This is a genomic window from Pyrodictium brockii (assembly GCF_055379715.1).
Map to the genome: position 1 here is coordinate 1,267,504 of NZ_AP042401.1, position 23,402 is coordinate 1,290,905.

A 23,402-nucleotide genomic window follows, 5' to 3' on the forward strand; every position below is an offset into this window, starting at 1 on the left:
CTCCCCGGGGGGCGGGACACTGCTAGTAGGTGCCTAGGCTGAATATGGTCTCCTCGCTGCCTCCCCGTGCCTGGGCCTCGCCCAGGGAGAGGAAGCCCACGCTCGCCAGCACCGCGCCAGCCGCGGCCAGCAGCTTGGCGAGGGCGGCTGCGCCCCCAATCCTTGATATGAGGCCCTGGGCCGCCTGGTTGGCCCAGACCACGCCGCCCCAGTCGACCACACCCCCGCTGGCGGCCCTGGTCGCCGCGTCCACGCTGCTGGCGCCGGAGACTGCTAGGAGCAGCGACATGGCTAGGAGCGCCGCCGCGGCCTTGAGGGGGGTGCTGCCGGCCCTTATCCCCAGGGTCCAGAGGGCTACGACGCTCAGGGCGCTGTAGAGGAGTAGCACCGTGCCGCCGGCCTCCGCCAGGCCGTGGCCGCTGCCGTAGTAGTCCGCCAGCACCGCCGCTACCCCCAGGAGGCCCGCCATGCCTATACCGGTGTAGAGTGGCCGCCTCGACTCGGTCCCGTAGGAGAGCCAGCCCGCGGCTGTCAGCACAGCCGAGCCTGGGCCGGCGAAGGGGGCTGATAGGTAGCCTAGTGCCAGCAGGAGCCTGGAGTACGACACAGCTCTCCCCGGTCCCGGGATAAGGGGTTGGAGGCCACTAGCGGGCCTCGGGAAAGTAACACCGGGCCGGGGGTTAGGCGTAGAGCCAGCAGGCCACCCTGCGGCCGCCGCCCATGTCTATGAGAGGGGGCTCCTCCTTCTCGCAGCGCGGCCGGACCTCGGGGTGCCTGTCGTAGGCTACGCAGCGGGGGCGGAACCGGCAGCCCGCCGGTATGTTCACGGCGCTGGGCACCTCGCCCTTTATCGGGATGGTGCGGAGCTTCTTCCTGTTTGCCGGGTCCGGCTCGGGTATCGCTGCCACCAACGCCCGGGTGTATGGGTGGAGGGGCTCCTCGATCACCTTGTCCGTCGGGCCTATCTCCACTATCCTGCCCAGGTACATTACTGCTATCCTGTCGCAGATATACCTGGCCACTGCCAGGTCGTGCGTTATGAAGAGTATCGCCGTGTTGTACCGGTTGCGGAGCTTGAGGAGCAGCTCCAGTATCTCAGCCCTTATAGACACGTCCAGCATGGAGACGGGCTCGTCCGCAACCACCAGCCTGGGCTCCAGTATGAAGGCCCTGGCTATGGCAACCCTCTGGCGCTGCCCGCCGCTGAGCTGGTGGGGATAGCGGTCCAGGAAGTCGTCGGCGGGCACGAGCTTGACCGCCTCAAGCATCTCCCTAACCTTCTTGAGCCGCGTCTCCTCGTCGCCTATACGGTGTATTATCAGGGGCTCCTCGAGCGTGTAGCGTATCGTATACCTCGGGTTGAGGCTGCTGTACGGGTCCTGCTGGACCATCTGTATCTCGCGCCTTACAGCCCGCCGTAGCCTGCCCCTGAGCCTCGTTATATCCACGTAGCCGTTCTCGAGGCTGACACCGTTCTCCTCCATTATCTTCGCCAGCCTGGGGGAGGGCTTGAAGAGTATGCGGCCCCGGGTGGCCTTCACGAGGCCCAGGAGGGCCCGGCCGGTGGTCGTCTTGCCGCAGCCGCTCTCGCCCACCAGGCAGAGGACCTCGCGCTCCGCGAGGCTGAGGGATACGCCGTCGACCGCCCTCACGTAGCGCCTGGGCCTACGCCTCAGTATGTCGGCGAGGCCGCGGCGCAGGGGGAACCAGACGTGGAGGTCCTCTACCTGGACAACCTCCTCCGGCACGGCCTCGTCGCCCCCTCTACTGCCCTGCCTCTCTAAGCTTCTCCGCCGCCGTCCCGGCGAGCCAGCAGGCCACGTAGTGGCCGGGCCCGCCCGGCTCGTAGGGCATGAGCGGGGGCTCTTCCCTGCGGCACCGCTCCTCCGCCAGGGGGCATCGGGGGGCGAAGCGGCAGCCCGGCGGCGGGCGGCGGAGGTCCGGCGGCTGGCCGGGGATGTAGCGGAGCCGCTTGGGGCCGTGGAGCCTGGGGAAGGAGTCTAGCAGCAGGTAGGTGTAGGGGTGGCGTGGCCGGTAGAACACATCCTCCGCGCTCCCATACTCCACGGCCTTGCCCGCGTACATTATCATTACCTTGTCTGCAAGCTCGGCTATCACGCCGAGGTCGTGGCTTATTATTATTATGCTTATGCCCTTCTCCCTCTGCAGCTTCTTCATGAGGTTGAGTATCTGGGCCTGCACAACCACGTCGAGCGCTGTTGTAGGCTCGTCGGCTATCACTATGTCGGGCTCCAGGGCTAGGGCCATCGCTATGACGACGCGCTGCTTCTGGCCCCCGCTCAGCTCGTGGGGGTAGCGGTAGAATATGGAGCGGTCCAGCCCGACGCTCTCGAGGAGCTCGTGGGCCCTCTGCCTGGCCTCCTCCTCACTGTAGCCTCCGTGGAGAGTTAGCACTTCCACTATCTGGCGGCCCACCGTGTAGACGGGCGTGAGCACGTTCATAGCGCCCTGGAATATCATGCTTATACGCTTCCAGCGTATCTTCCTACGCAGCTCCGCCTCGCTCATCCTGGTGAGCTCCTGGCCCTCGAGCTTCACGCTACCCCCGACGATGCGGCCTGGGGGAGGGACGAGCCCCAGGAGCCCCCAGGCGAGCGTGCTCTTACCGCAGCCGCTCTCGCCGGCTATCCCCAGCACCTCGCCCTTCTCGAGGTCGAATGAGACGCCGTCAACTGCCTTCACTACACCGCGGAGCGTGTAGTAGTAGACCTTCAGGTCCCGTACCTCGAGAAGCGCCATCCCCCTGGCCACCACGCTACCTCCTAAGCCTGGGGTTCAGTATCCGGTCGAGCGCACTGCCTATGAATATGAACGAGAGCCCCATGAGGGCTATTGCAAGGCCCGGCGGCACCACCCACCACCAGTAGCCGTTCAGCGCCGCGTTAGCGGCCTCAGCCTCGTGGAGTATGCGGCCCCACGTTATCTTGGACGGGTCGCCGACGCCGAGGAAGCTCAGCGAAGCCTCAGTTATTATCGCGCCGGGCACCCCGAGCGCTATAGAGGCGAAGACGTAGGGCAGTATCTGCGGCATAACGTAGAGGAAGAGTATGCGCTTCGTGCTGGCACCCAGCGCTCTCGCCGCCTCCACGTAGGGCTCCGCCCGGATCTGCAGGGACATAGACCTGGTGATTATCGACACGCCGGGCCAGCCGAACGCGACAAGCATGAAGATTATCAGCCATATGCTGGGTCTGAAGAGCGCCGCGAGCAGGATCAGCAGGGGCAGGGCCGGGAGCGAGTAGACGATGTAGGCTATCCCCATCATCACGGTGTCTACAGCGCCTCCGAAGTACCCCGCGATGGTGCCGTAGATGGCGCCCAGTATGATCGCGAGGCCGCTCGCCAGCAGGCCGACTATAAGGGCCCAGCGGGTGCCGTAGAGAAGGCCCTGCCAGAGGTCATGGCCCTGGTTGTCGGTGCCCATGAGGCCGTAGCAGGAGCCTATGACGGCGAGCTTCTCCGGCCTAAACACTATGGTGGCGTTGTAGCCCTGGAGCTTCACCACCCACCAGTAGCGGCCCTTAAGCGCAGTAGTGGAGTTGCCCTGCAGCGCGGCGGCCATGTCCTTCGCGTAGAGGGCGTCGAACAGCGACAATACTATCGAGGGGACATCCACGAAGCTGACCTGCAGCCCCATCCGCTGCAGCTCGGGCAGCACATGCCTGAGTACTAGGAGCTGGTTCTGGGTCAGCGTCCTGAAGCTCAGTACGGTGGTTAGGTTAGCGTGGCGGCTGGGAAGCCCGCTGAACACGCTGCTTACCGGCTCCCGGGAGCCCGGGGGCACGAGATAGAAGCGCTTACCATCGGGCCTCACTATCCCGAGCTCGGTCACATAGATAGGCTGGCTCGACGAATTATAGAAGACATGCGCCTTCAGAAGCACGTCGCTGGGCGGCTTAGTGCCCGTCACATCCACCGGGACCTCTATAGTCACGTTTACATACGGCATGCCCAGCTGCTTGTCAAACCCCCTGGAGGCTAGAACCTTGACCGGCTCACCACCAGTAATTATGGTACGCGTGTACTCCTCGCCCGTGAGCACCGAGGCCCAGCAGGGCGGGACAGCCTTCGGGTAGAAGCGGAAGTACTCGTAGTTATCCCAGTTCTTGATAACCTCCTCGTCGCCTATCAGCGGGAAAGCTACAGCCACAAATACGAAGAGCAATAGGAGGGCTAGCCCGAGCATCCCCAGTTTATCGCGCTTATACTCGTCCCACACGCCCTTTACGCGCTCAGCCAGCCCCATGCCGGGCCACCCCTAGCCTCGGAGCACCGCCGCTAAACCGTCTCACGGGTGCGGACACGCGGGTCGAGAAGCATGTATATGAAGTCGAGAGTATACACGAGAGCCACGAACAGTATCACGACAAGCGCTGTAGTGGCTATCAGCACGTTTACCTCGCTATTGAGCAGGGCAACCCAGTAGAGTAGCCCCATGCCGGGCCAGCCGAACACGGTCTCGGTTATAATGGCGCCGCCGAACGAGCCCACCAGGGACAGGGCGACATTAGCCACTATCGGAGGGCTGCTGGTCCTCAGCACATGGCCGTAGATGACGCGTCTCTCGGGCAGCCCCCTGGCGCGGGCCGCTATGACGAAGTCCTGCTGCATAGTCTCGAGCACTATGGTGCGCACAACATAGGCCCAGCCGCCTACACTCACGCTAACAATGGTTATCAGCGGTAGGGCCATGTAGTAGAGCCACGTCTTCAGCTCCAGGAAGAGCCTGGTGTAGAGGGGCAGGTTCTCGGGTATAGCCTGGAGAGCTGCGTAGACCTCCTTAGCCTGCGTCGGGAACCAGCCCAGGTAGAAGGAGAATATGAGGAGGAAGAGTATGCCTACCCACCAGGTGGGAAGACTCCAGGACACCATGCCGAGGATCGAGACGGTCCTATCGAGGACGCCGCCCGGCTTGCGGGCCATGTAGAGGCCCAGGAGAATACCTATTATCGACGTTATGATTGTAGCTGTTGTGAAGAGTATAACCGTGTTCTTGAGAGCTATCTTGACCTGCTCGCCTATATCCGTGGTGCCGAAGTAACGGTTCCTCGACGTGCCGAAATCGAATGTGAACACTGCCAGCAACTGCCTCTTAACATCATTGATCACGTCATGGTAGAAGGAGCCGGTTACACCGTACTGCCGCATCAGGGACTCCTTGAGCTTCTTGAGAGCCTCCTGCAGCTCTCGGGGATCCTTGTATTTCTGCTGGAGCTGCCGCGCCATAAACACGTACTGCTCCTCTACAGCGGCCTGCTTCTCCTTAACGCTGTAGACAGCGTATATGGTGGAGATGAAGACGAGCGCGACAATTAGAGTGATTGATGCATTAAGCAGTCTAGCCGCTATAAAGCGGCCGATTCCGGCCATGCTGCTGCCCAGCCCCGGGGAGGGCGTCCTGGTCTTAGCTTATAAGTTTGGGCACCAGGTGAGCCCAGAGCAGGCACGGTATCAACTATGGGCTAAAACATCGTCTAAAGCATAGCATAGGGAAAAGAGGCTAAAACAGGTATTTAGGGTAAGCAGATAACTTATTGTAAACTTAAAAACTGGTATCGTGGCGGAGGGCTACTTGCGTCTTAACGCTAGGTTGGCGCCAGCAACTATCAGTATTATTATGATTACTATTGCCGCAGCTGTGCCGGCTGATATGCCGCCAGGCTTCGTGGCTGCCGCTGTGCTGGTGGCAGCAGCACTGGTGGTCTGGGTGGGCGGTGCTGTGGTCTGGGTCGTAGTTGTAGCGGGTTTGGTAGTCTGAGTAGTTGTGGTCATGGTGGTTGTTGTAGCGGTCGGAGTCGTAGTCGTCGTAGTCGTGGCTGTCGTAGCTGTGGCTGTGGTGCCCTGGGTCGTGGTCTTCAGCGGTGCAGGGTTGTAGAACACGTTGTTGTGGGTTACCTCTAGCAGCTGCTTGGGTATGTAGCCTCTGGGCAGCGGGTAGTCCTTGAACGCCTTTAGCACCAGCTCATTGGCCGAGGGGTTGTAGCTCACCACCATGTAGGGGCCGTTGGACACCACGGCGTGGCCGTAGGTGTCTATGAACTTTGCTAGGTACTCTACCCTCTCGTCGAGGTTGAAGGGCAGGTTCAGCCCGTTGAGGTAGGCCACCTTGCTGCCCTTCAGCTCTAGGGCCATCTGCTTTATCACCTTGCCGTCCTTCAGCATGTCTATGGCGCGCTCGTGAGTAGCCTCTCTCGTGGTCCAGCCGTAGTTGGTGCCGCCGGGATCCTCTACCACGGCCTTCTCCATGGCTAGCAGTAGGTGCAGTGGCACCGTGGGCCATATGTCGACCTGGCTTGCTATCAGCGCCGGGTCCACGTCGACGTAGGGGGTGTAGATGGCTACAGCTGTGTCGTTGATTATCTTTATGCCGAATATGTTGGCTAGAGCTGGGGTGACAGCGCTATCGATCTCGGGGTCGTAGTAGGGGTCGGGCTTGCCGGTCACCTTGGTGTCGTTAAACGCCCACTCGTAGTCGAAGGCCAGGCTGCCGAGGATGTCGGCTAGCGTCATCTTGCTGCCGTCGTGCCACTTGCCGAGCTTGTAGTTGAACACCACCACCGCCTTGGCCTTGCCGCCGCTCTCGATGAGGTCGCTGACGCCGGGTATGTAGGTCTTATTCTCGGCTATAGCCTCGCCGATGGTTATCCACTTGTTGGCCACGGGATCATACACCATGGCGTCCTCGGGCACGGTTATGTTGCCGATCTTCACGTCCCAGGTTGCGCGCAGCGGCGTGGGCATGCCGGTTACCGGGTGGTTGTACATGGAGAAGTCATGTATCAGGTTCCATATGACGTTGCTGTAGATGTCGTTGAAGCCTAGCACAGGGTTCCAGGCGCTCATGAAGAGGGCGCCCTGGCTCGAATACTCTAGTATGGTTAGCTTGCCGTCCACGGTACGTATTGTCCTCAGGGCCCAGGGCGTCCAGAGCCCGGATATGGCGCCGTATATGCTGTAGGTCACGCGGTTCTTGTTAACCGCGAAGTACTGGAGGCTCTGGGCTATGAATACGCGTATGGACTGCTCGAGGCCCCACTTGACCATGGCGCGTATATCGTTTATCAGCTGCTGCTTCTGGTCCGGCGTATAGGCTCCGAAGAACAGCTTCTTACCGAGTTCATAGGCCCACGGGTTGTAGAAGTACCACCAGCTGGTCACGCGGTGGTTGGGGCCGTAGCCTAGAAGCGGCGCGTAGAAGAAGGCCGCGCTGCCGCGGCCGTGCCAGTAGGCAGGCTCCTCGCCGGTTGACACCCAGCCCTCGGTGTACATGCTCCACATCACGTTGCCCAGGGTCTTGCTCGTGTCTATCGGATTCTGGCCGTACACCACGGGGGTTACTACGCTCCTCTCCCTCTCTATCCTGTTCACCTTGATGCCGAAGTAGTCCTCTATCCACTTGGCTATCTGGCGGCCTATCTGCAGCCTCTCATCCTCGATACGTATCAGGAAGTTCACTGTCACGGGCTCCTCGTAGCCGTCGGGGTACTTGAAGTAGAGCACCTTCTTCCCGTTAACGGTCTTGTAGTATAGCTTGTAGCCGTACTGCTGGTACGTCTTGTTGAGCTCGTCTATAGCCTGGTTGAAGAGCTTGACAGCCTTCTGCACGTCGGCGGCCGCTGATATGCCCATGCTCTCGGGTATGTCCTGCACGAACCCGTAGTCGCCGTGGGTGGGCAGCAGGGCGGTGAGCATGGGGACGGCGCTGCCCTGGTAGATGCTCTGCACTATGAAGTTCCTGTCTATCAGGTACTCTAGGGCTAGCCTTATCTTCCAGTAGCCCCAGGGGTTGAACTTTATGTTGTGGTCGTCGGGCGCCACCTTGTTTATGTCTACCCAGTTGCTGCCGGTCACCTTGTCTGCGTTGAGGTAGACGAGGCCGGGTATCCTCTGCCCGGTGATGTTCCTATCCTTGAGCTGTACCACTCCAGGCTTCTTGGAGTCGTAGACGTTGGAGGCGGGGTTCAGCGCTATGTCCACGAACACTGAGCCGGAGGGTATCAGCGCGAGGTTATTCATGAGGTCCTTGGGCACGTTCTTGTAGTTGCTTAGAGGCTGGCTCCAGAGGAATACGTCGGCATCGCCCTTAGCCACCTCGATGATGCCGGCCGTCTGGTCGGTGACGCTCTTGAACACTATCTCGACCGGCGGCTGGCCCACAGGCTGGTTGGCCTGCTGAGCCGCCGCGGGGGTCAGCGAGGCGATGGTTGGCAGCAGGAAGAGGGATACGACGAAGAACGCGACAATACTCCTATGCTTCACGGCCCGCTTCACCCTTGGAGCTAACCATGTCGTTGGTGGTATAAGGCTCCCCGACTTTATAAAGATACTTGCTCGGCGGCGCTGCTAGCTATCGACGAGACTGCTTCCAGCCCGTCGGGAGGGCTCCATCGCAGGCATAGCGGGTGCTACCGGGAGCCCTGGAGGGCCTGGAGGAGCTGGGAAGGAGGGGCTGCAAAAACGAGGATCATGGATCGAGCCGCTGTGCAGGGGCTTTGGAGGCTTAGAAGCGGGGCCTGTAGCCGCGGCCGCGGTAGCCGCCCTGGCGGCGCGGAGGCCTCCAGTCCTCCGGCGCCCTGGGGGTCTCCTCGGGTATCTCGTCCTCAGCTGGGAGGCTCTCGCTGTCCACGCGTCTTATACTGCCGCGGCCCCCGGCGTTTAGGACGACCTGGCCCCGGTAGGCTGTGGTCCAGGCCCCGGAGATCTCGACCGTGTCGCCGGGCTTGAGGCTGCCGGCTGCATGGCCCCAGAGGGTGAGCCTGGTGCGGCCGGTCTCGTCCCCGACGACAGCCTCACTTATGGTCCGGGGCCCCCTCCGGGTGTTCACCGTGCGGGGCGCCTCGGCCTCGAGGACGCGGACGCGGACGCTCACGTTGTTCATTCCAGGCTTGAGCTCGGATATTTTTACAATATTATTACGCTCCTCCGACATGGATACGATCTCCTCTACGCTACGGGCGCGCCTAGCGCGCTTAACGAGTGGAACGGAGCATCTCCCCTGCTTTTAAATGTAGCGGCCCCGCCGGGGGCAGGCTATATGCCATGGCTCCGGGGGCTGCGGGCCACGGGGGCTGTGGGGAGGCCGGCCTGTCCCGAGGCCCCCTGGGGCCGAGAGGGGCCGCTGCGGAGGAGGGACTAGGGAGCGGCGTCCAAGCCCCTCCGCGGCAGCTGCCTGGCTGTGAACGCGTGGGGGAGCAGCTCGCCTAGCCTCCACTCCCTCCTCTCCCCGGTGGCCGCGGAGATGGATACCACCAGTGTGCCCGGGTCCCCGAACTCGGCGAGCACCTGGCGGCAGGCGCCGCAGGGCGGGAGGGGCTCCCTGGTGTCGGCCACAATGACCATCCTCTTCACCCTCCTGCGGCCGGCAGTCACCATGGCTGCCACCGCTACCCTCTCGGCGCAGACTGTGAGCCCGTAGCTGGCGTTCTCCACGTTAACCCCGGTGTAGACTGTGCCGTCCTCTGCCTCCACCGCGGCCGCCACGTGGACACCGCTGTAGGGCGCGTAGCTGTTAGGCAGCACCCTCATCGCCGCCTCGATAAGCTTCTCCGCGGGGTCCCTGGCCTGGCCCACCCGGCCCCACCCCTCGAGCAAACCCCTGGACCCAGGGAGGGTTCAAAGACCAGCGCTGCCCCCCAGGCCACGCGAGTAGGGGCGCCGGGGTATGGGGAGCGAGGCCAGAGCTACTATAGGGCTTGAGGTGCACGTACAGCTGACCAGCCTGAAGACTAAGCTGTTCTGTAGCTGTAGCGCCGACTACCGGGGGGCGCCGCCTAACACGCACGTCTGCCCCGTCTGCCTCGGGCTCCCAGGCGCGCTGCCGGTGGTGAACAGGAAGGCTGTAGAGAAGGCTATTCAGGTTTGCCTAGCGGTTAACGGCAGCGTTGCACGGATGCTTAGGTTCGACAGGAAGCACTACTTCTACCCGGACCTGCCGAAGAACTACCAGATAACCCAGTACCTGGAGCCCATCTGCACCGGGGGCTACGTCGAGATAGATACGCCTAAGGGGTCTAAGAGGGTGAGGCTGAGGAGGATAAACATCGAGGAGGACCCGGGCAGGATAGTCTACCCCGGCGGCGGCCCCCTCACCAGCCCCTACGTGCTCGTCGACTATAACCGGAGCGGCGTCGCGCTCCTCGAGATAGTCACGGAGCCCGACCTTGAGACGCCTGAGGAGGCGGCAGCGTTCCTGGAGAAGCTGAGGAGCATACTCGAGCACCTGGGCGCCTGCGACTGCGGCCTGGAGGGTGCGATGAGGGTGGACGCAAACGTGAGCGTGGAGGGCGGCGAGAGGGTTGAGGTGAAGAACATAGGCAGCTTCCACGAGGTGAAGAGGGCCCTGGCCTACGAGATAACGAGGCAGAGGGATGTGCTGCTGAAGGGGGGGAGGGTGAGGAGGGAGACGCGGCACTGGGACCCGGTGAGGAAGGTGACCCTCCCGGCGAGGGTCAAGGAGACGGAGGAGGACTACCGCTACATGCCAGACCCGAACCTGCCGCCGGTGGCAATACCCGGGGAGCTGGTGGAGAAGCTCCGCGCCACGCTCCCGGAGCTCCCGGACGCGAGGGCCCGGAGGCTGGAGAAGCAGTACGGGCTCCGCCCGCAGGTGGCGAGGGTCCTGGTCTCCAGGAAGGTGCTTGCCGACTTCTTCGAGGACGCTGCCAGGCTGTACAGCGGAAGCTACGACAGGATGGCAAACTACCTGGTGAACGACCTGCTAAACTGGCTTAAGGACGACGACCTGGCGGGGCTGTACCGCAGGGTGAAGCCGGAGCACCTGGCGAAGGTGATGAGGCTCCTCGACAGAGGGGTGATAAGCATAAGGCAGGCGAAGGAGATGGCCGAGCACATAGCCAAGAGGGGGGCTGACCCCGAGAAGCTCGTGGACGAGTTGGGCTTCCGGAGGATAGCTGACCCGGAGAAGCTCCGGCCGGTGGTGGAGGAGGTGCTCCGTGAGAACCCTAAGGCAGTGGAGGACGCGCTGCGGAACCCTAAGGCAGTCAACTTCCTTGTAGGCATGGTTATGAGGAAGACCCGGGGCCGTGCCGACCCGGCCGTGGCCAGGCGCCTGGTGCTCGAGAGGCTTGGGAGGCTGCGGAGGGGCGGGGGCTAGAGCCCCAGCCGGACCGTCTCCACGTCTATGCTCCGGGCGTAGCGCTCGGCATCGTAGCTGAACTGGTAGGCCGCTGCCACGGGGACCACCTCGGCGGCGCCGAGCCTTTCGGCAAGCTCCCCCGCCTCGTCCACCAGCACGTCCACATCCTCCACATCGATGTAGGGCTTGGCGTAGAGGTAGAAGACCAGGCCCTCGAACTCGACCAGCACCCGGGCTCTGGGGATCTCGCCCATCCTATAGTCCTCCCGGATGCGGAGCAGTCGGGCCCCCTCAAGCCCGCCGCCGAGCACGAATGCCTCGGCCACAGTCCTCACGTCGGCCATGAAGCGTATTATGCCTAGCCCGTCCCGGGCCTCCTCCCCGGCGGCTTCCGGGAAGCTGTGGGCCAGGCTCTCTAGTGCCGCGGGCTCCTCTAGTACGAGGCTCACGCGTCCCACCCGAACAGAGTATTGGGGAGAATCCCTGGGGGTTCAGCCTCAGGGGGCCGTGTAGAGCCGGGTGCTACCCCGGCGCCGCCGCGACGGCTCCAAGCCCTCCTGGGGCCGGGTATCCCCGTGATACCGGGGTATAGCTCCCGGGGAGACGCCAGTCTCCTGAGGGAAGGAGGCTAGGCCGGGGGCCTGGAGCTGGGCTGCACCACCGGGAAGTCGACTATCTTGGCCTTGTATCTTCTACCCCTCCTCTCGACCTCCACTGTCATCCCCATGAGGGCGTGGCTCGGCTCTATGTACGCCTGGGCCAGGCTTCTCCGCAGCATCGGGCTGTAGGCGCCGCTCGTCACGTAGCCCACCTCTACATCCTCCACGTACACCTTGTCCCCCTGGCGCGGCACTACGCGGGCCTTCTTGCCCAGCTTTAGCCCCACCCTCACCCTCGAGGCGCCGCGGCGGAGGGCCTCGCGGAGCGCCGGGCAGCCGACGCACTCCTCCTTGGGCCCGGGCTGGAATACCCACCAGTAGCGGGCCTCCACGGGCGTCGTATCCTCGTCTATCTCGTGGCCGTAGAGGACGAAGCCCATCTCCATCCTCAGGCTGTCTCTAGCGCCGAGGCCGCACAGCCGCCCCTCGAGCTTGGGGAGCAACTCGGCCGCCTTGCGGAGTATCTTCTCGCCCTCCCCCGCCTCGGCTATTACCTCGAAGCCGTCCTCCCCGGTCCAGCCGCTCCTCGACACTATGAGCGCCCTGGCGCCCGCGGCCTCCAGCTCCACGTTGCGGCGGAACCGGAGGATGCGGAGGTCGAGCACCTCGCTTGGGGCACCGAGCATCCTCATTAGCTCGGCGGCCTTGGGTCCCTGTATGGCGAATAGCACCCAGTCCATGGTATGGTCCTCCACCCTGGCCTGCGCGTTGAGCCTGCCTATCCACCCCTCAAGCCAGGCATAGATCTTCTCTATGTTGGCCGCGTTCGGCACAACAAGCCAGCCTTCAGAGCCAAGGTTGTACGTCATAACGTCGTCCCTGAAGCCTGCCCGCTCGTTGAGGAACGCCGTGGGCCCAACCATCATGCCCTCCTCTGAGGATATGTCGCGGGGCACCAGTCTGTCGAGCACCCGTATAGCATCGGGCCCGGCGAGAAACAGCCTACCCATATGGCTGAGGTCGAAGAAGCCGACGCTAGTACGTACAGCCACATGCTCCTCGATCACGCTGGTATAGTTTATCGGTGCCTCCCAGCCGGCGAACTCGCCGAACTGAGCCCCTAGGCTCTTATGCACATCGTAGAGGGGGATGCGGCGTAGCCCGGCCAAGGCCTAGCTGCACCAGGCTCCCCCGGGGCGCCGGCTCATGATAAACCCGCTCCCCCGGGGCTGTGGTGAGGCTCGGGGAGGGGGCCACCCCCCATCTCCACGGCCCCGCGGCGGGGCCATGGCCCTTCGGGCTAGGGGGATCCCCCAGGCGCCCTCACAGCCCGGGGCTCCCCCTAGAGGAGGGGCTAGGGGGTAATGTAGGGTGGGGGTACCGGCCGCCGATGCTAGGCCTTGGCAGCGAGGGCCCTGCCGAGGTAGAGGACCCGGCCGCGGCGCGTGTCAAGGTAGTAGCGCAGCACGAGCTTACCCGGGGCCTGGGCGTGCCTCGGCCTAGCCGAGTCGGCCTCAACCTCAACTATCTCGTCGGCGACGCTTGGTATCGCCTCCTCCTCTAGGCCCATGCAGTCGAGCCCGGCGAGGACGGGGCAGAGGCGGCGGCTCCACCAGCCAATCGGGGCTGCGACCCAGCCGAGGCCGTGAGCGTATGCGACGGCGCGGGCTAGCTCCCCCACGAGGCCAAGGGCGCGGCTCGGGGAGGCAACCTGCTCGGGGCTGGGTAGTATGAGGCCCAGGCCGCCACGGTGGTGTATCAAGGTTCTCCGGCCCTCACGGGGTCGTTCTACTATCCCAGCTTTTGGCCTGTATTAAGCGTTAGGCCCACCCCCGTCCCACGTGGAGGCGGTAGCCAGAAAAGGCCAGACCCGGCCCGCTGCCAATGAGATCTTGGGGTCGCGGGGAGGGCAGCCGGGTCGTCTAGCGGCCAAGGATGCGGGGCTTTGGCCCCCGTGACCGGGGTTCGAATCCCCGCCCGGCTACCAGTCAACCCGGCTGCGGGCCCCCCTCCTACTCCACAGCTCCTCTATGATCCTCGCCACACCCTCCATGGTGTACTCTTCGGGGTAGGGCGGCGCCGGGAATCCGAGCTCTATAAGCCTCCTGGCTGTGGTGGGGCCTATCGCGATCGGGGTGAAGCCTGGGCTCCGGGGCCTCGGGTAGTGGCGGGCAAACACCTCGGCCACGCTCGGGCTGGTGAAAACCACGTAGTCGAACCGATCGGCCACGCTTGCCGCCGCGCCGGCCAGGGGGTCCAACGCAACCGGCCTGTAGAGGGGCACCTCGACGACGCGGACACCGCTCCTCTTCAGCAGCTCCGCCAGCTCTGGCACCGCCCTCTCCGAGCGGGGGAGAAGGACGCAGCCTGGCCTCCGCCCCGCCAGCTCCCGGGCCAGTGCCGCCCCTCGGTACTCCCTCGGCACGTGGTCTACGCGAAGCCCCAAGGCTTCGAGGGCCCTCTTCGTCCTGGGGCCCACGGCTGCTACGCGGATACTGCCCTCCCTCTGGAGCCTCTGCAGCTCCCCGGCTAGGCTCTCGAGGAGGAAGGGGGCCCTTGGGCTTGTGAATGCTACCCAGTCGCAGCTGCCGAGCAGGCTCCGTATCTTCTCCGCCGCGCCCGGCAGGGGCTCTAGATCCACGACGGGTATGTGGGCTACAATGGCTACCTCGGCTAGGCGCCCCGGCTCAGAGCCAGGCGGGCGAAGGAGAAGGACGTAGGGCTTTCTCCTCAGCTCAGCTTCCAAAGCCGCTCCCTCAGCTTCACCGTGGGGCCGAAAACTATGACCGCGGGGGGCTGGATCCCGGCCCTCCTGGCTTTCTCGGCTATGTCGCGGAGCCTCCCGGTGACGACGCGCTGCCTGGGAGTGCTTGCATTCTCTACAACTGCCACCGGGAGGTCCGGGTCTATGCCGCCCTCCAGCATCTCCTCCACTATCTTCTCCAGCGTGCCGACACCCATCAGTACCACTAGCGTGTCGACGCTCTTCATTATATCGGCGTACCGCACCATTCTCCTAGGCTTGCCGGGGGCCTCCTTCCCGGTGGCCACTGCGAAGCTTGAGGCGAGCCCCCTGCTTGTTACCGGTATCCCAGCATAGGCTGCGCCTGCTATGGCGCTGGTGACGCCTGGCACCACCTCGCACTCGACCCCGTGGCTGCGGAGGTAGATGCACTCCTCCTCGCCGCGGCCGAAAACGTAGGGGTCGCCGCCGTGCAGCCTCACAACAGTCTTGCCCTCGCAGGCCTTCTTGAGGAGCAGCCTGTTTATCTCCTCCTGGGTCATGGCGTGGGCTCCGGGCTTCTTGCCGGCGTAGACCAGCTCCGCCCCGGGCTTGGTGTGGTCAAGCAGCTCCCTCGGCACCAGCCGGTCGTACACTACAACATCCGCCTGCTCTATGAGGCGTAGGCCCTTGACGGTTATGAGCTCCGGGTCTCCCGGCCCCGCTCCCACTATGTAGACGCTGCCGCAGCCCGGCACGGCCCGCCAGCCCCCGGTGGCTGTAAGGGCCTACAGTGCTATGCCGGCCGCCGCGGCCCGGGCGCGGAGTTCCAGCGCCGCGTCCACGCCCAGCTGGGCCGGCCTCTCCGGGTCGCCCTTCAGCTCCACGTCGACCCTCTTACTCCCGTCCGGAGACGCTGCCGCAGCGTGGATGCGCAGGCTGCCGCCCTCGACCCAGGCGTAAGCTCCGATGGGGGTATGGCAGCCCCCGCCGGCGTAGGCTAGGAATGCCCTCTCAGCCCTCGCCTGGATCATCGTCTCTCTGTGGCTCGAGTCCTCCAGGAGCGGGAGCAGGTCGCCGCGGCTGTAAAGCGTGTAGACCCCCACTATGCCCTGGCCGGGCGCCGGGGGCAGCACGTCGGGAGGTATACGCCAGTACTCGACCTCCATCCCGAGCCTCTGAAGCCCCGCCTCCGCCAGGACTATAGCGTCGTAGAGACCCTCCCGGAGCTTCCTAAGCCTCGTGTCTACATTCCCCCTCAGGGGCTTGTAGACTAGGTCGCTGCGGAGCCTCCGGAGCATCGCCACTCTGCGGGCGCTGGAAGAGCCTACCACCGCACCGGACGGGAGGTCCCAGAGTGTCTTCGCCCCCTCCCGGGTGACTAGCACGTCGAAGGGCGAGGCCCTCGGAGGAGTCATAGCCAGTACTAGGCCGGGGCTGACCTCGCTGGGCACGTCCTTGAGGCTGTGCACCGCTACATCGGCCCGGCCCTCCAGCACTGCCAGGTTGACCTCCCTCTCGAAGAGCCCCTTGCCGCCTATCTCGGTGAAAGGCTTATCCTGGTGCACATCGCCCCTGGTCCTCACTATCACGAGTTCAAAGTCTACTTGAGGGTGCTTCTTCCTAATCTCCTCCAGCGCTAGCCTGGTCTGGGCTAGGCTTAGCTTGCTCCCCCGGGTGGCGACGCGTATCTTCATTGCTCCCCGAGCCTCTTGAACGCCTCCTCCAGCGCCTCTATGGTCTCGTCCACTACCTCGCGTGTGTGAGCGGCGCTGGTGAACACTGCCTCCATCTGGCTAGGCGCTATGAAGACGCCGCGGCGGAGCAGCTCCTCGTGGAGCCTGGCGTACAGCTCCCTGTTGCTCCTGGCCGCGTCCTCCGGGGAGGATACATCCCCGTCCACAAAGAATACCTGGAACATGTTCTCCACGTGGTTCACGGTAGCCTTTACGCTGTAGCGGCTTATGAGGTCCTCTAGGGCCTTCACCAGCCTGGAGGCGGCCTCGCGCGCGACGCGGTAGGGCTCGCCTGTCTCTAACACCTCTATCGTGGCAAGCCCCGCGGCCATGGTAACCGGGTGGGCGTTGAAGGTGCCAGCGTTGAAGACCCTGCCGCTGGGGGTCAGCTTCTCCATTATCTCCCTGGGCCCAGCCACAACCCCTATCGGGAAGCCTCCCCCAACTATCTTGCCCAGGGTGGTGAGGTCTCCCCGGACGCCATAGTACTCTTGGGCGCCTCCGAGGCCTAAGCGGAACCCGGTTATCACCTCATCCATTATCAGGAGCGCACCGTACCTATCGGCCAGCTCGCGTAGCCCCTTGAGGAACCCGGGCTTGGGCGGGATCACGCCAGCGTTGCCCGCGACCGGCTCCACTATTATAGCTGCCACTTGGTCCCCATACTGCCTCATTATCCTCTCAACGCTCTCCAGGTCGTTGTACCTGGCCACTAGGGTGAGCCGGGCCACCTCCTCGGGGACCCCTAGGCTCGTGGGCACCCCGTACTCCGCTGCCGCGCTCCCAGCCCCCACAAGCACCGAGTCATGGGCGCCGTGGTAGCATCCGTTAAACTTCACTATGTACTTGCGCCCGGTGTAGCCCCTGGCAAGCCTTATGGCGGTCATAGTAGCCTCTGTCCCTGTGTTGACAAAGCGCACCATGCCACCGGGGTGGTAGTAGCGGAGTATCTTCTTCGCAAGGGCAACCTCAAGCTCCGTAGGAGTGCCGTAGAGCCAGCCCTTCTCCAGCTGCTCCCGGACCGCCTCCAGGACGCGGGGATGCCGGTGGCCGAGGAACAGGGGGCCGTAGGCCAGCACGTAGTCGATAAGCCTCTCCCCGTCAACAGTGTAGATGTAGGGTCCCTCGGCGCGGCTCACGTAGAAGGGGTAGGGCTTCACGGCGGCCCGGACGGGGCTGTTCACGCCGCCCGGGAAGAGGCCCAGCGCCTCCTCGTAGAGGCTTCTGCTCCGCTCGCCCGGCAAGGACTATGCACACCCTCCGACCAGCCGGGATACACGCGCTAAAGCATGTATAATTTAGACGTTGACCCGGAGACGCCCAGGCTCCTCGGACGGCTCTGGGATAATTCGTGGAGGCCGTCGCGCCCCCGGGAGGCAGCTTCACAGCCCCTAGGCCCGGGCCATGGCAGCCTCCCGGGCACCCCGGGGAGCCTCTAGGGGCCTAGGGGCTCCAGCCCCGTGACCCACAGCTCATCCAGCCAGCCCGGCCAGGGGCAGAATATGCAGGGGCTGGAGCCCCTTCTAAAACCTGGGCGAGGCTGGCGGGGCTACTTCTCCTTCTTCTTCTTGGCGCCGCCTCCTCCACCCTTGCCCTTGGGCTCTATGAACTCCTTGAAGTACCAGCCGTGAACCCTTTTTATGTGCTCCAGCAGCGCCTTCCTTCTGTACATGCCCTTGCCACAGACTGGGCACGCCCTAGCGCCCGCCATGACTATGCCTCCCCTGCATCCGAGGGCCTGTCTGCAGGGCGCCTCTGGGGGTTAAGGCTGGTTCCCCTGGGCTGCGGCGAGGAGGGCTCTACGCGTCCTCTCCAGCAGGTTGGGCGGGGCAGCGGCCAGGAAGGGTGCCATGTACTTGTACTTTGCGGCTTCTAGGAGGACCTCTCTGCCGCCGCCTGCCTCGAGGTAGCCGGAGGCTATCATGGCGGCTCTCTCGGGGCCGCTCCGCGGCGCGTATATGAGGGAGTAGTATGACGCCATGGCTATGTCCCAGGCTGCTTCCCCGATGCCCCTCAGCCCCCGGGCCTGCTCCAGGTCCACTAGGTACAGGTTCTCGCCGTCGTAGACGAAGTTGCCTGGATTAGCGTCCCAGAGGGCCACCCCGCTACGGTGTAGCCTTGCCAGGAGCCTTCCGGCCTCCCGGTAGGGCTCTGGTGCAGGGTCCCTCTGGAGCAGGGCTATGAGGTCGCTGCCCTCTATGTAGCTGTAGGCTGCTAGTCTGCGCCTCGGGTCAACTAGGAGGGGGTGGGGCACGTGGAAGCCCTTCTCGGCCAGCAGCCTGTTGTAGTAGTACTCGGCGTCGAGCCGGGCGAGGGGCCTGAGCCTAGGCTTCGGGAGCGGGAGGGAGGCGACAGATGCCACGATCCACTTGACCGCGCTCAAGTCTATATAGCGCTTGACCACTGCTGGCTTGAAGTCTCCTGTTCCTAGCACTAACACGCTTCTAACAATGCTCTTCCGGCGGAGCTTTAGGCTGTCTAGGAGCCTCTTCACCCCGGTTATCGCGTATAGCTGGTCCTCGAAGCTAACCAGCTTCGTAGCGAGCCTCGCCGAGTCCAGCCTGGCCAGGAGGAGGGGGTCGCTCGTGAGCGGGTGGGGCTTCTGGCCTATGCTCTCCATGAGGAGGCTCTGGGGCAGGGCCCTGAGGAGGGGGAGAAAGGCTTGCTGGGCGAAGCTTCCCAGCACCCCTATAGCCCTAGCAGCCTCGCCTAGCCTGTTGATGAGGGGGTGACTCTTCCCCTTCGAGGCTATGAGCTTTGCCGGGATCCAGCGGCTATGGGTGTCCACGCCGGCCAGGACGGTCTCCCGGAGGAGGCGGCGGAGCCAGGAGTAGTAGCTGCTACGCTGAAGCGCGGCCGAGTAGGCTATCCGGAGCCAGGGGTAGATGCGCTGAAGCCTAGACATGCGGGCTACAGCGGGGTATATGTCGGCCACGTAGAGCCTCTCGAAGCTCCTGGCCAGGAGCCTCCGGAGCCTCCCAGCCTCCTCGCCGAAGACCCGGCCGAGGTACTTTGAGACTAGGAGCCGGTAGGCCTCCACATCGCCCTCGATGCCGGCTGGCTCTAGGAGGAGCAGGGAGGCCAGCAGCTCGCCGAGGAGGGACTCCTCTACATCCGCCTCAACCACGTCCAGGCCTATGGAGGCCTCCACCCAGCCCGCGCCGCCCATGACGCAGCTCCGGCCCCGGCTGACCCCCAGGGTAAGGCGGAGGCCAGGCAGCTCGTAGATGATCCTCGTCAACTGCTCGCAGCCGCTCTCTTGCAATCCCCGACCCCTCGATAGGCCCCCCGGGGCCACCGAGGCTCCATGGCGCCACGAGCCCTCTTATGCAGCTTCCTCCCAGGAGGAGCCGGGCATAGCCCTGGAGGGCTGCGCCCGGGATGAGCGGCTTCTGCATCTACTACGACCCCGTGTTCAAGCTCCACGAGCCCCCCTACGGCTACCACATGGAGGCGCCGGAGAGGCTGGACCAGGCGGTGGAGGGGCTTGTAGAGTCCGGCATCTGGAGCCTGGCGGAGCATAGGACGCCGCCCCGCCGCAGGGGCCTATATGTGTTCAGGGAGGTTCACAGCCCAGACTACATAACGGCTGTGCTAGAGCTCGCCATGCGGGGCGGCGGCTACCTGGACCCCGACACCTACGTGTCCCCGGGCACGCCCCTCGCCGCCGAGGCCTATGCAGCCGCTGTACTTGACGCGGCGGAGAGCCTGCTGAGGGGCGAGTGCAGGGTGGCCCTGGTGCTCGGCAGGCCCCCGGGCCATCATGCGGGGTTCTTCGGGCGGGCTATGGGGGCTCCCACCCTGGGCTTCTGCATATTCAATGTATCAGCGCTAGCGGCTCTCACGCTCCACCGGCTCGGCTACCAGCCCCTAGTAGTGGATATAGACCTCCACCATGGCAACGGTACCCAGGACATACTCTACGACAAGCCCGTGTACCATATAGACTTGCATCAGGACCCCTCCACTATATACCCGGGCAGCGGCTGGCCCTGGCAGACCGGAGAAGGCGAGGGAAGGGGAACCAAGCTAAACCTGCCCCTGCCGCCGGGAACCGGGGACGACGCGTACCTTGAGGCCCTGGACGCGCTGCTGGCGCTCTACCTGGAGCGCGCCACGGCGCCCGATATAGTAGTGGTTGACGCCGGGCTGGACGCCTACTGGGACGACGAGCTGGGCTCGCTCCGGCTCACCACCGCCGGCTACCACGCCCTGGGCAGAAGGCTCGCCGGGCTGGGGGCCCCGGTGCTCCTCGTCCTCGAGGGAGGCTACTCCGCCGGGCTGCGCCGCGGCCTCCCCGCGCTCCTAGCGGGGCTAGCCGGCTGGGCCAACCCATTCCCCGGGAAGCCTACCACCACGGACCGGGCGGCGAGGAAGCAGGTAAAAGACTACCTGGGGGAGCTGGTGGAGAAGCTGGCAGCCGGCTAGAAGCCTCTCTTCAGGCTCCGCTACTCTCTCAACAGCTCGTGGAGCATCCCGAGCCCAGCAAGCGTGAGTATGGTGTCCATTATATCCCGCGCCGATATTATCCCGATAGGCTTACCCTCGTCATCGACGACCGGCAGGTGGCGGACGTTAGCGTCACGCATCTTCTTTATGACATCAACTATGTCCTCGTCGGGCTTAACGGCTATAGGGTCCTCTGTCATTATCTCCCAGGCCTGCTTAGTGTTAGGGTCCCAGCCCTCCGAGCAGGCAAATACTATGTCTCTCTCGGTGACTATGCCTCGGAGCTTGCCCTCCTCGTCGACGACCAGAACGCTGCCGATACGATTCTTCCTCATAAGCTGGGCCACGTCCCTAATGCTGGTGTTGAGGCCTACTGTAACCGGCTGCTCGGTCATAATGTCCTGCGCGCGTAGGGGGACTCTCCTACGGCGGAAGAGGAGGACCACGCTACATCTCCATAACCTATGTAGAACGGATTGGGAATATAAAAGGCATGCACCAGCGCGGCGGGTCTGTGCCGCTGCAGGGGCCTAGGCGGAGGCCTGCCGGCCTAGTAGGGGGTTATGAAGTCCTCGGGCTTCGGCGGCTCCGGAGGCAGGCCTTTCCTCTCGCGTATCTTCCTAACGACATCCATCAGCATGTTGTCGGGTAGTGGCGCCCAGCGGCTGAACTCGGTGCCCCAGAAGGCCCTGCCCTGGGTGGCGCTCCTAAGCTCTGCCGCTAGGTCGAAGCTCTCTGCCACGGGTATCTCCGCCAGGACCCTCATCATTACGCCGTACTCCTTCATGTCCAGTATCTTGCCGCGCTTCCTCGATATGACCGCTATCACGTTGCTCACATACTCCTGCGGCACGCGTATGTCGAGCTTCTGCAGGGGCTCCAGCAGCGTCGGCTTAGCGGTCAGCATGCCCGCGTAGATGGCGTTGCGCACTGCCGGGTAGATCTGCGCGGGGCCGCGGTGAGCAGGGTCCTCGTGGATCACGGCGTCGTGGAGCACTACCTTGACGCCCCTGACCGGCTCCTTGGCCAGCGGGCCCTCCTTCATTGCCAGGCGGAAGCCCTGGATTATGGTGTCCTTCACCTCGCGGAGGTGCTGTATACCGGTGGTCCTGTCGACGAACACGTTGATGTTCTCGTCGATAGCCCATATCCTCTTGGCCTCGTCGTAGTCCCAGCCGGCCTTCTCCTTGAGTATCTTGGCTCTCTCATAGACGTCCTGGTCCTCGGTTACCTCGCCGTTGTGTATAAGCTTTATGGTCTCCTCGTTGAGAGGCTCAACACTTATGTAGAGCTTGTTGTGCTTGTTGGGGCTCTTGCCCTCGAACACCTGGCTCTTAGCCCTCACGGTCTCGCGGTACACGACTATCGGCGGGCTGGTCTTCACCTCTATGCCGAAGGTCTCCTTGAGCCACCAGGTGGCTATCTCTATGTGGAGCGGGCCCATACCGCTGAGGAGGTACTCGCCGGTCTCCTGGTTGATCTTAACCTGTATAGTCGGGTCCTCTATGCTCAGCTTGTAGAGGGCGTCTATGAGCTTCGGCAGGTCCTTGGGGTTCTTGGGCTCGATGGCAACCGTCACCACGGGCTCGGAGACGTAGTGGAGCTTCTCGAACGGCGGCACCTTGTCCTTGAGGCTTGTCGCTACAGCCGTCTCGCCGGCCCTGGCGTCCTCGAGGCCGAGCGCTGCAGCTATGTTGCCGGCAGGTATCTCATCCACAACCTCGCGGTCGGGGCCCATGTAGATGCTTACCTGCAGCACCTTGGCGTTCTTCCTAGCGTTCACAAGCCATACCTCATCGCCCTGGTGGAGGGTGCCGCTGAATATGCGGCCGGTAGCCACGAGGCGGCGTATCTTCGGGTCGACCCTCATGAACGAGATGGCGTACACTAGGGGCCCGTTGGGGTCAGCCTCTAGCATAGCCTTGCCAACTTCACTGTTTATGTCGCCCTTCCAGATCTTGGGGATACGGTACCTCTGGGCCTCCCTAGGGTTGGGTATGAACTTCACGACAGCGTCCAGGAGTGCTTCGTGGAGGGGGGCCACCTTGGTGGCGAACTCCTCCACTGCCTCCTTGCCACGCTTGTAGGCCTCTATGATGTCGCTGAACTTTATGCCGCGCTTCTGGGCGAGAGGTATGCTTATGCCCCACTTGTCCCTCGCGCTGCCGAATATCACCATGCCGCTGGCAGGGTCTAGCTGCCACTTCTTCTTGAACTCCGGGTCAGCGTAGAGGCTGATCAGGTGGTTTACCTCCTTTATTATCTCTACGAAGCGCTGCTGTATCTGCTGGGGGGTGTACTTAAGCTCCTTGATCAGCCTGTCGACCTTGTTTATGAAGAGTATGGGGCGTACACGCTCCTCAAGGCTCTGGCGCAGCACGGTCTCCGTCTGGGGCATCACGCCCTCGACAGCGTCTACAACCACCACGGAGCCGTCCATCATGCGGAGGCTCCTTGTCACGTGGCCGGAGAAGTCCACGTGGCCCGGCGTGTCTACCAGGTTTATCACGTAGGGCTTGCCCTGGTACTCGTGGTAGAGGCTTATGTTGGCGGACTTCACGGTTATACCGCGCTGCTGCTCCACCTTCAGGTAGTCGAGCGCAAGGGCCTCGCCGGCGATACGCTGCGAGATTATACCCGCGGCTGCGAGCAGCGAGTCGCTAGTAGTAGTCTTGCCATGGTCCACGTGGGCCACGATACCTATATTTCTGATCTGCTCAATGTTTCTCATTATCCTCAGTATCTCGTCTACATGCTTTACTCGCATAGCCTACCCTACC

21 protein-coding genes and 1 tRNA gene are annotated in these 23,402 nt (G+C 63.6%); 3 read left to right on the forward strand and 19 right to left on the reverse strand.

Features of this window, described 5'->3' with window-relative positions; translation table 11 throughout:
• Positions 1 to 22 precede the first annotated feature (22 nt).
• The 8 genes from ACZ42Y_RS06850 to ACZ42Y_RS06885 all read right to left on the reverse strand — a co-directional run bounded on the left by ACZ42Y_RS06850 (position 23) and on the right by ACZ42Y_RS06885 (position 9,591).
• Complete coding sequence (locus ACZ42Y_RS06850) at positions 23 to 607, reverse strand: hypothetical protein (RefSeq protein ID WP_058370694.1); 585 nt, start codon at positions 605 to 607, stop codon at positions 23 to 25.
• A gap of 73 nt (positions 608 to 680) precedes the next feature.
• On the reverse strand, positions 681 to 1,748 hold the full coding sequence (locus ACZ42Y_RS06855) for an ABC transporter ATP-binding protein (protein ID WP_464735350.1): 1,068 nt from the start codon (positions 1,746 to 1,748) through the stop codon (positions 681 to 683).
• Positions 1,749 to 1,764: 16 nt separating this feature from the next.
• Positions 1,765 to 2,760 (reverse strand): ABC transporter ATP-binding protein, encoded by a 996-nt coding sequence (locus ACZ42Y_RS06860; protein WP_464735351.1) that lies wholly within the window; start codon positions 2,758 to 2,760, stop codon positions 1,765 to 1,767.
• Positions 2,761 to 2,776: 16 nt separating this feature from the next.
• Positions 2,777 to 4,267 carry an ABC transporter permease gene (locus ACZ42Y_RS06865; RefSeq protein ID WP_464735352.1) on the reverse strand — a complete coding sequence of 497 codons (1,491 nt, stop codon included), beginning with the start codon at positions 4,265 to 4,267 and terminating at the stop codon, positions 2,777 to 2,779.
• Between the two features lie 32 nt (positions 4,268 to 4,299).
• Complete coding sequence (locus ACZ42Y_RS06870; protein WP_464735353.1) at positions 4,300 to 5,391, reverse strand: ABC transporter permease; 1,092 nt, start codon at positions 5,389 to 5,391, stop codon at positions 4,300 to 4,302.
• A 198-nt stretch (positions 5,392 to 5,589) separates the two neighbouring features.
• Positions 5,590 to 8,280 (reverse strand): peptide transporter, encoded by a 2,691-nt coding sequence (locus tag ACZ42Y_RS06875; protein WP_464735354.1) that lies wholly within the window; start codon positions 8,278 to 8,280, stop codon positions 5,590 to 5,592.
• 241 nt (positions 8,281 to 8,521) lie between these two features.
• Complete coding sequence (locus ACZ42Y_RS06880) at positions 8,522 to 8,950, reverse strand: OB-fold nucleic acid binding domain-containing protein (RefSeq protein WP_464735355.1); 429 nt, start codon at positions 8,948 to 8,950, stop codon at positions 8,522 to 8,524.
• 203 nt (positions 8,951 to 9,153) lie between these two features.
• Entirely contained in the window at positions 9,154 to 9,591 is a 438-nt protein-coding gene (locus ACZ42Y_RS06885; RefSeq protein ID WP_464735356.1) for a cytidine deaminase, read from the reverse strand.
• 91 nt (positions 9,592 to 9,682) lie between these two features.
• Here ACZ42Y_RS06885 and gatB point away from each other — a divergent pair, with 91 nt between their 5' ends.
• Entirely contained in the window at positions 9,683 to 11,134 is a 1,452-nt protein-coding gene (gatB, locus tag ACZ42Y_RS06890; protein WP_464735357.1) for an Asp-tRNA(Asn)/Glu-tRNA(Gln) amidotransferase subunit GatB, read from the forward strand.
• On the opposite strand, the gene ACZ42Y_RS06895 is transcribed toward gatB, so the two are convergent.
• From ACZ42Y_RS06895 to ACZ42Y_RS06905, 3 genes are all read right to left on the reverse strand, one after another.
• Entirely contained in the window at positions 11,131 to 11,574 is a 444-nt protein-coding gene (locus tag ACZ42Y_RS06895) for a hypothetical protein (protein WP_464735358.1), read from the reverse strand. The genes gatB and ACZ42Y_RS06895 overlap by 4 nt on opposite strands.
• A 170-nt stretch (positions 11,575 to 11,744) precedes the next feature.
• Positions 11,745 to 12,884, reverse strand: coding sequence for a glycine cleavage system aminomethyltransferase GcvT (gene gcvT / locus ACZ42Y_RS06900; protein WP_464735359.1), 1,140 nt, complete (start codon positions 12,882 to 12,884; stop codon positions 11,745 to 11,747).
• Positions 12,885 to 13,108: 224 nt separating this feature from the next.
• Positions 13,109 to 13,477 (reverse strand): hypothetical protein, encoded by a 369-nt coding sequence (locus ACZ42Y_RS06905; RefSeq protein WP_058370686.1) that lies wholly within the window; start codon positions 13,475 to 13,477, stop codon positions 13,109 to 13,111.
• A 149-nt stretch (positions 13,478 to 13,626) separates the two neighbouring features.
• On the opposite strand from ACZ42Y_RS06905, the gene ACZ42Y_RS06910 reads away from it, so the two are divergent.
• Positions 13,627 to 13,702: transfer RNA gene (locus ACZ42Y_RS06910), tRNA-Gln, on the forward strand.
• On the opposite strand, the gene ACZ42Y_RS06915 is transcribed toward ACZ42Y_RS06910, so the two are convergent.
• The 6 genes from ACZ42Y_RS06915 to ACZ42Y_RS06940 form a co-directional block, all read right to left on the reverse strand.
• Positions 13,697 to 14,461, reverse strand: a complete 765-nt coding sequence (locus tag ACZ42Y_RS06915) for a uroporphyrinogen-III synthase (RefSeq protein WP_464735360.1) — start codon at positions 14,459 to 14,461, stop codon at positions 13,697 to 13,699. The genes ACZ42Y_RS06910 and ACZ42Y_RS06915 overlap by 6 nt on opposite strands.
• Positions 14,446 to 15,195 (reverse strand): uroporphyrinogen-III C-methyltransferase, encoded by a 750-nt coding sequence (gene cobA / locus ACZ42Y_RS06920; RefSeq protein WP_058370684.1) that lies wholly within the window; start codon positions 15,193 to 15,195, stop codon positions 14,446 to 14,448. The genes ACZ42Y_RS06915 and cobA overlap by 16 nt, the downstream gene beginning before the upstream one ends.
• A gap of 30 nt (positions 15,196 to 15,225) precedes the next feature.
• Positions 15,226 to 16,134 (reverse strand): hydroxymethylbilane synthase, encoded by a 909-nt coding sequence (gene hemC, locus ACZ42Y_RS06925; RefSeq protein ID WP_058370683.1) that lies wholly within the window; start codon positions 16,132 to 16,134, stop codon positions 15,226 to 15,228.
• The gene (gene hemL, locus ACZ42Y_RS06930; protein WP_058370682.1) at positions 16,131 to 17,417 is read right to left on the reverse strand and encodes a glutamate-1-semialdehyde 2,1-aminomutase; all 1,287 of its coding nucleotides are present in this window, start codon (positions 17,415 to 17,417) and stop codon (positions 16,131 to 16,133) included. Before hemL ends, hemC begins: the two co-directional genes overlap by 4 nt.
• Positions 17,418 to 17,722: 305 nt before the next feature.
• The gene (locus ACZ42Y_RS06935; protein WP_168371263.1) at positions 17,723 to 17,884 is read right to left on the reverse strand and encodes a hypothetical protein; all 162 of its coding nucleotides are present in this window, start codon (positions 17,882 to 17,884) and stop codon (positions 17,723 to 17,725) included.
• A 51-nt stretch (positions 17,885 to 17,935) separates the two neighbouring features.
• Entirely contained in the window at positions 17,936 to 19,438 is a 1,503-nt protein-coding gene (locus ACZ42Y_RS06940; protein ID WP_168371262.1) for a phosphotransferase, read from the reverse strand.
• Positions 19,439 to 19,554: 116 nt separating this feature from the next.
• Here ACZ42Y_RS06940 and ACZ42Y_RS06945 point away from each other — a divergent pair, with 116 nt between their 5' ends.
• Complete coding sequence (locus tag ACZ42Y_RS06945; RefSeq protein WP_464735361.1) at positions 19,555 to 20,601, forward strand: arginase family protein; 1,047 nt, start codon at positions 19,555 to 19,557, stop codon at positions 20,599 to 20,601.
• A 20-nt stretch (positions 20,602 to 20,621) separates the two neighbouring features.
• Here the strand turns inward: ACZ42Y_RS06945 and ACZ42Y_RS06950 are convergent, their stop codons facing one another.
• On the reverse strand, positions 20,622 to 21,017 hold the full coding sequence (locus tag ACZ42Y_RS06950) for a CBS domain-containing protein (protein WP_058371380.1): 396 nt from the start codon (positions 21,015 to 21,017) through the stop codon (positions 20,622 to 20,624).
• 155 nt (positions 21,018 to 21,172) lie between these two features.
• Positions 21,173 to 23,389 (reverse strand): elongation factor EF-2, encoded by a 2,217-nt coding sequence (locus tag ACZ42Y_RS06955; protein ID WP_058370679.1) that lies wholly within the window; start codon positions 23,387 to 23,389, stop codon positions 21,173 to 21,175.
• Between the last annotated feature and the right edge of the window lie 13 nt (positions 23,390 to 23,402).

Coding starts and splice junctions, on each gene's coding strand:
- ACZ42Y_RS06860 (WP_464735351.1), bottom strand. CDS start 2,760: ATGGCGCTTCTCGAGGTACGGGACCTGAAGGTCTACTACTACACGCTC.
- ACZ42Y_RS06865 (WP_464735352.1), bottom strand. CDS start 4,267: ATGGGGCTGGCTGAGCGCGTAAAGGGCGTGTGGGACGAGTATAAGCGC.
- ACZ42Y_RS06870 (WP_464735353.1), bottom strand. CDS start 5,391: ATGGCCGGAATCGGCCGCTTTATAGCGGCTAGACTGCTTAATGCATCA.
- ACZ42Y_RS06880 (WP_464735355.1), bottom strand. CDS start 8,950: ATGTCGGAGGAGCGTAATAATATTGTAAAAATATCCGAGCTCAAGCCT.
- gatB (WP_464735357.1), top strand. CDS start 9,683: ATGGGGAGCGAGGCCAGAGCTACTATAGGGCTTGAGGTGCACGTACAG.
- hemC (WP_058370683.1), bottom strand. CDS start 16,134: ATGAAGATACGCGTCGCCACCCGGGGGAGCAAGCTAAGCCTAGCCCAG.
- ACZ42Y_RS06935 (WP_168371263.1), bottom strand. CDS start 17,884: ATGGCGGGCGCTAGGGCGTGCCCAGTCTGTGGCAAGGGCATGTACAGA.
- ACZ42Y_RS06945 (WP_464735361.1), top strand. CDS start 19,555: ATGAGCGGCTTCTGCATCTACTACGACCCCGTGTTCAAGCTCCACGAG.
- ACZ42Y_RS06950 (WP_058371380.1), bottom strand. CDS start 21,017: ATGACCGAGCAGCCGGTTACAGTAGGCCTCAACACCAGCATTAGGGAC.
- ACZ42Y_RS06955 (WP_058370679.1), bottom strand. CDS start 23,389: ATGCGAGTAAAGCATGTAGACGAGATACTGAGGATAATGAGAAACATT.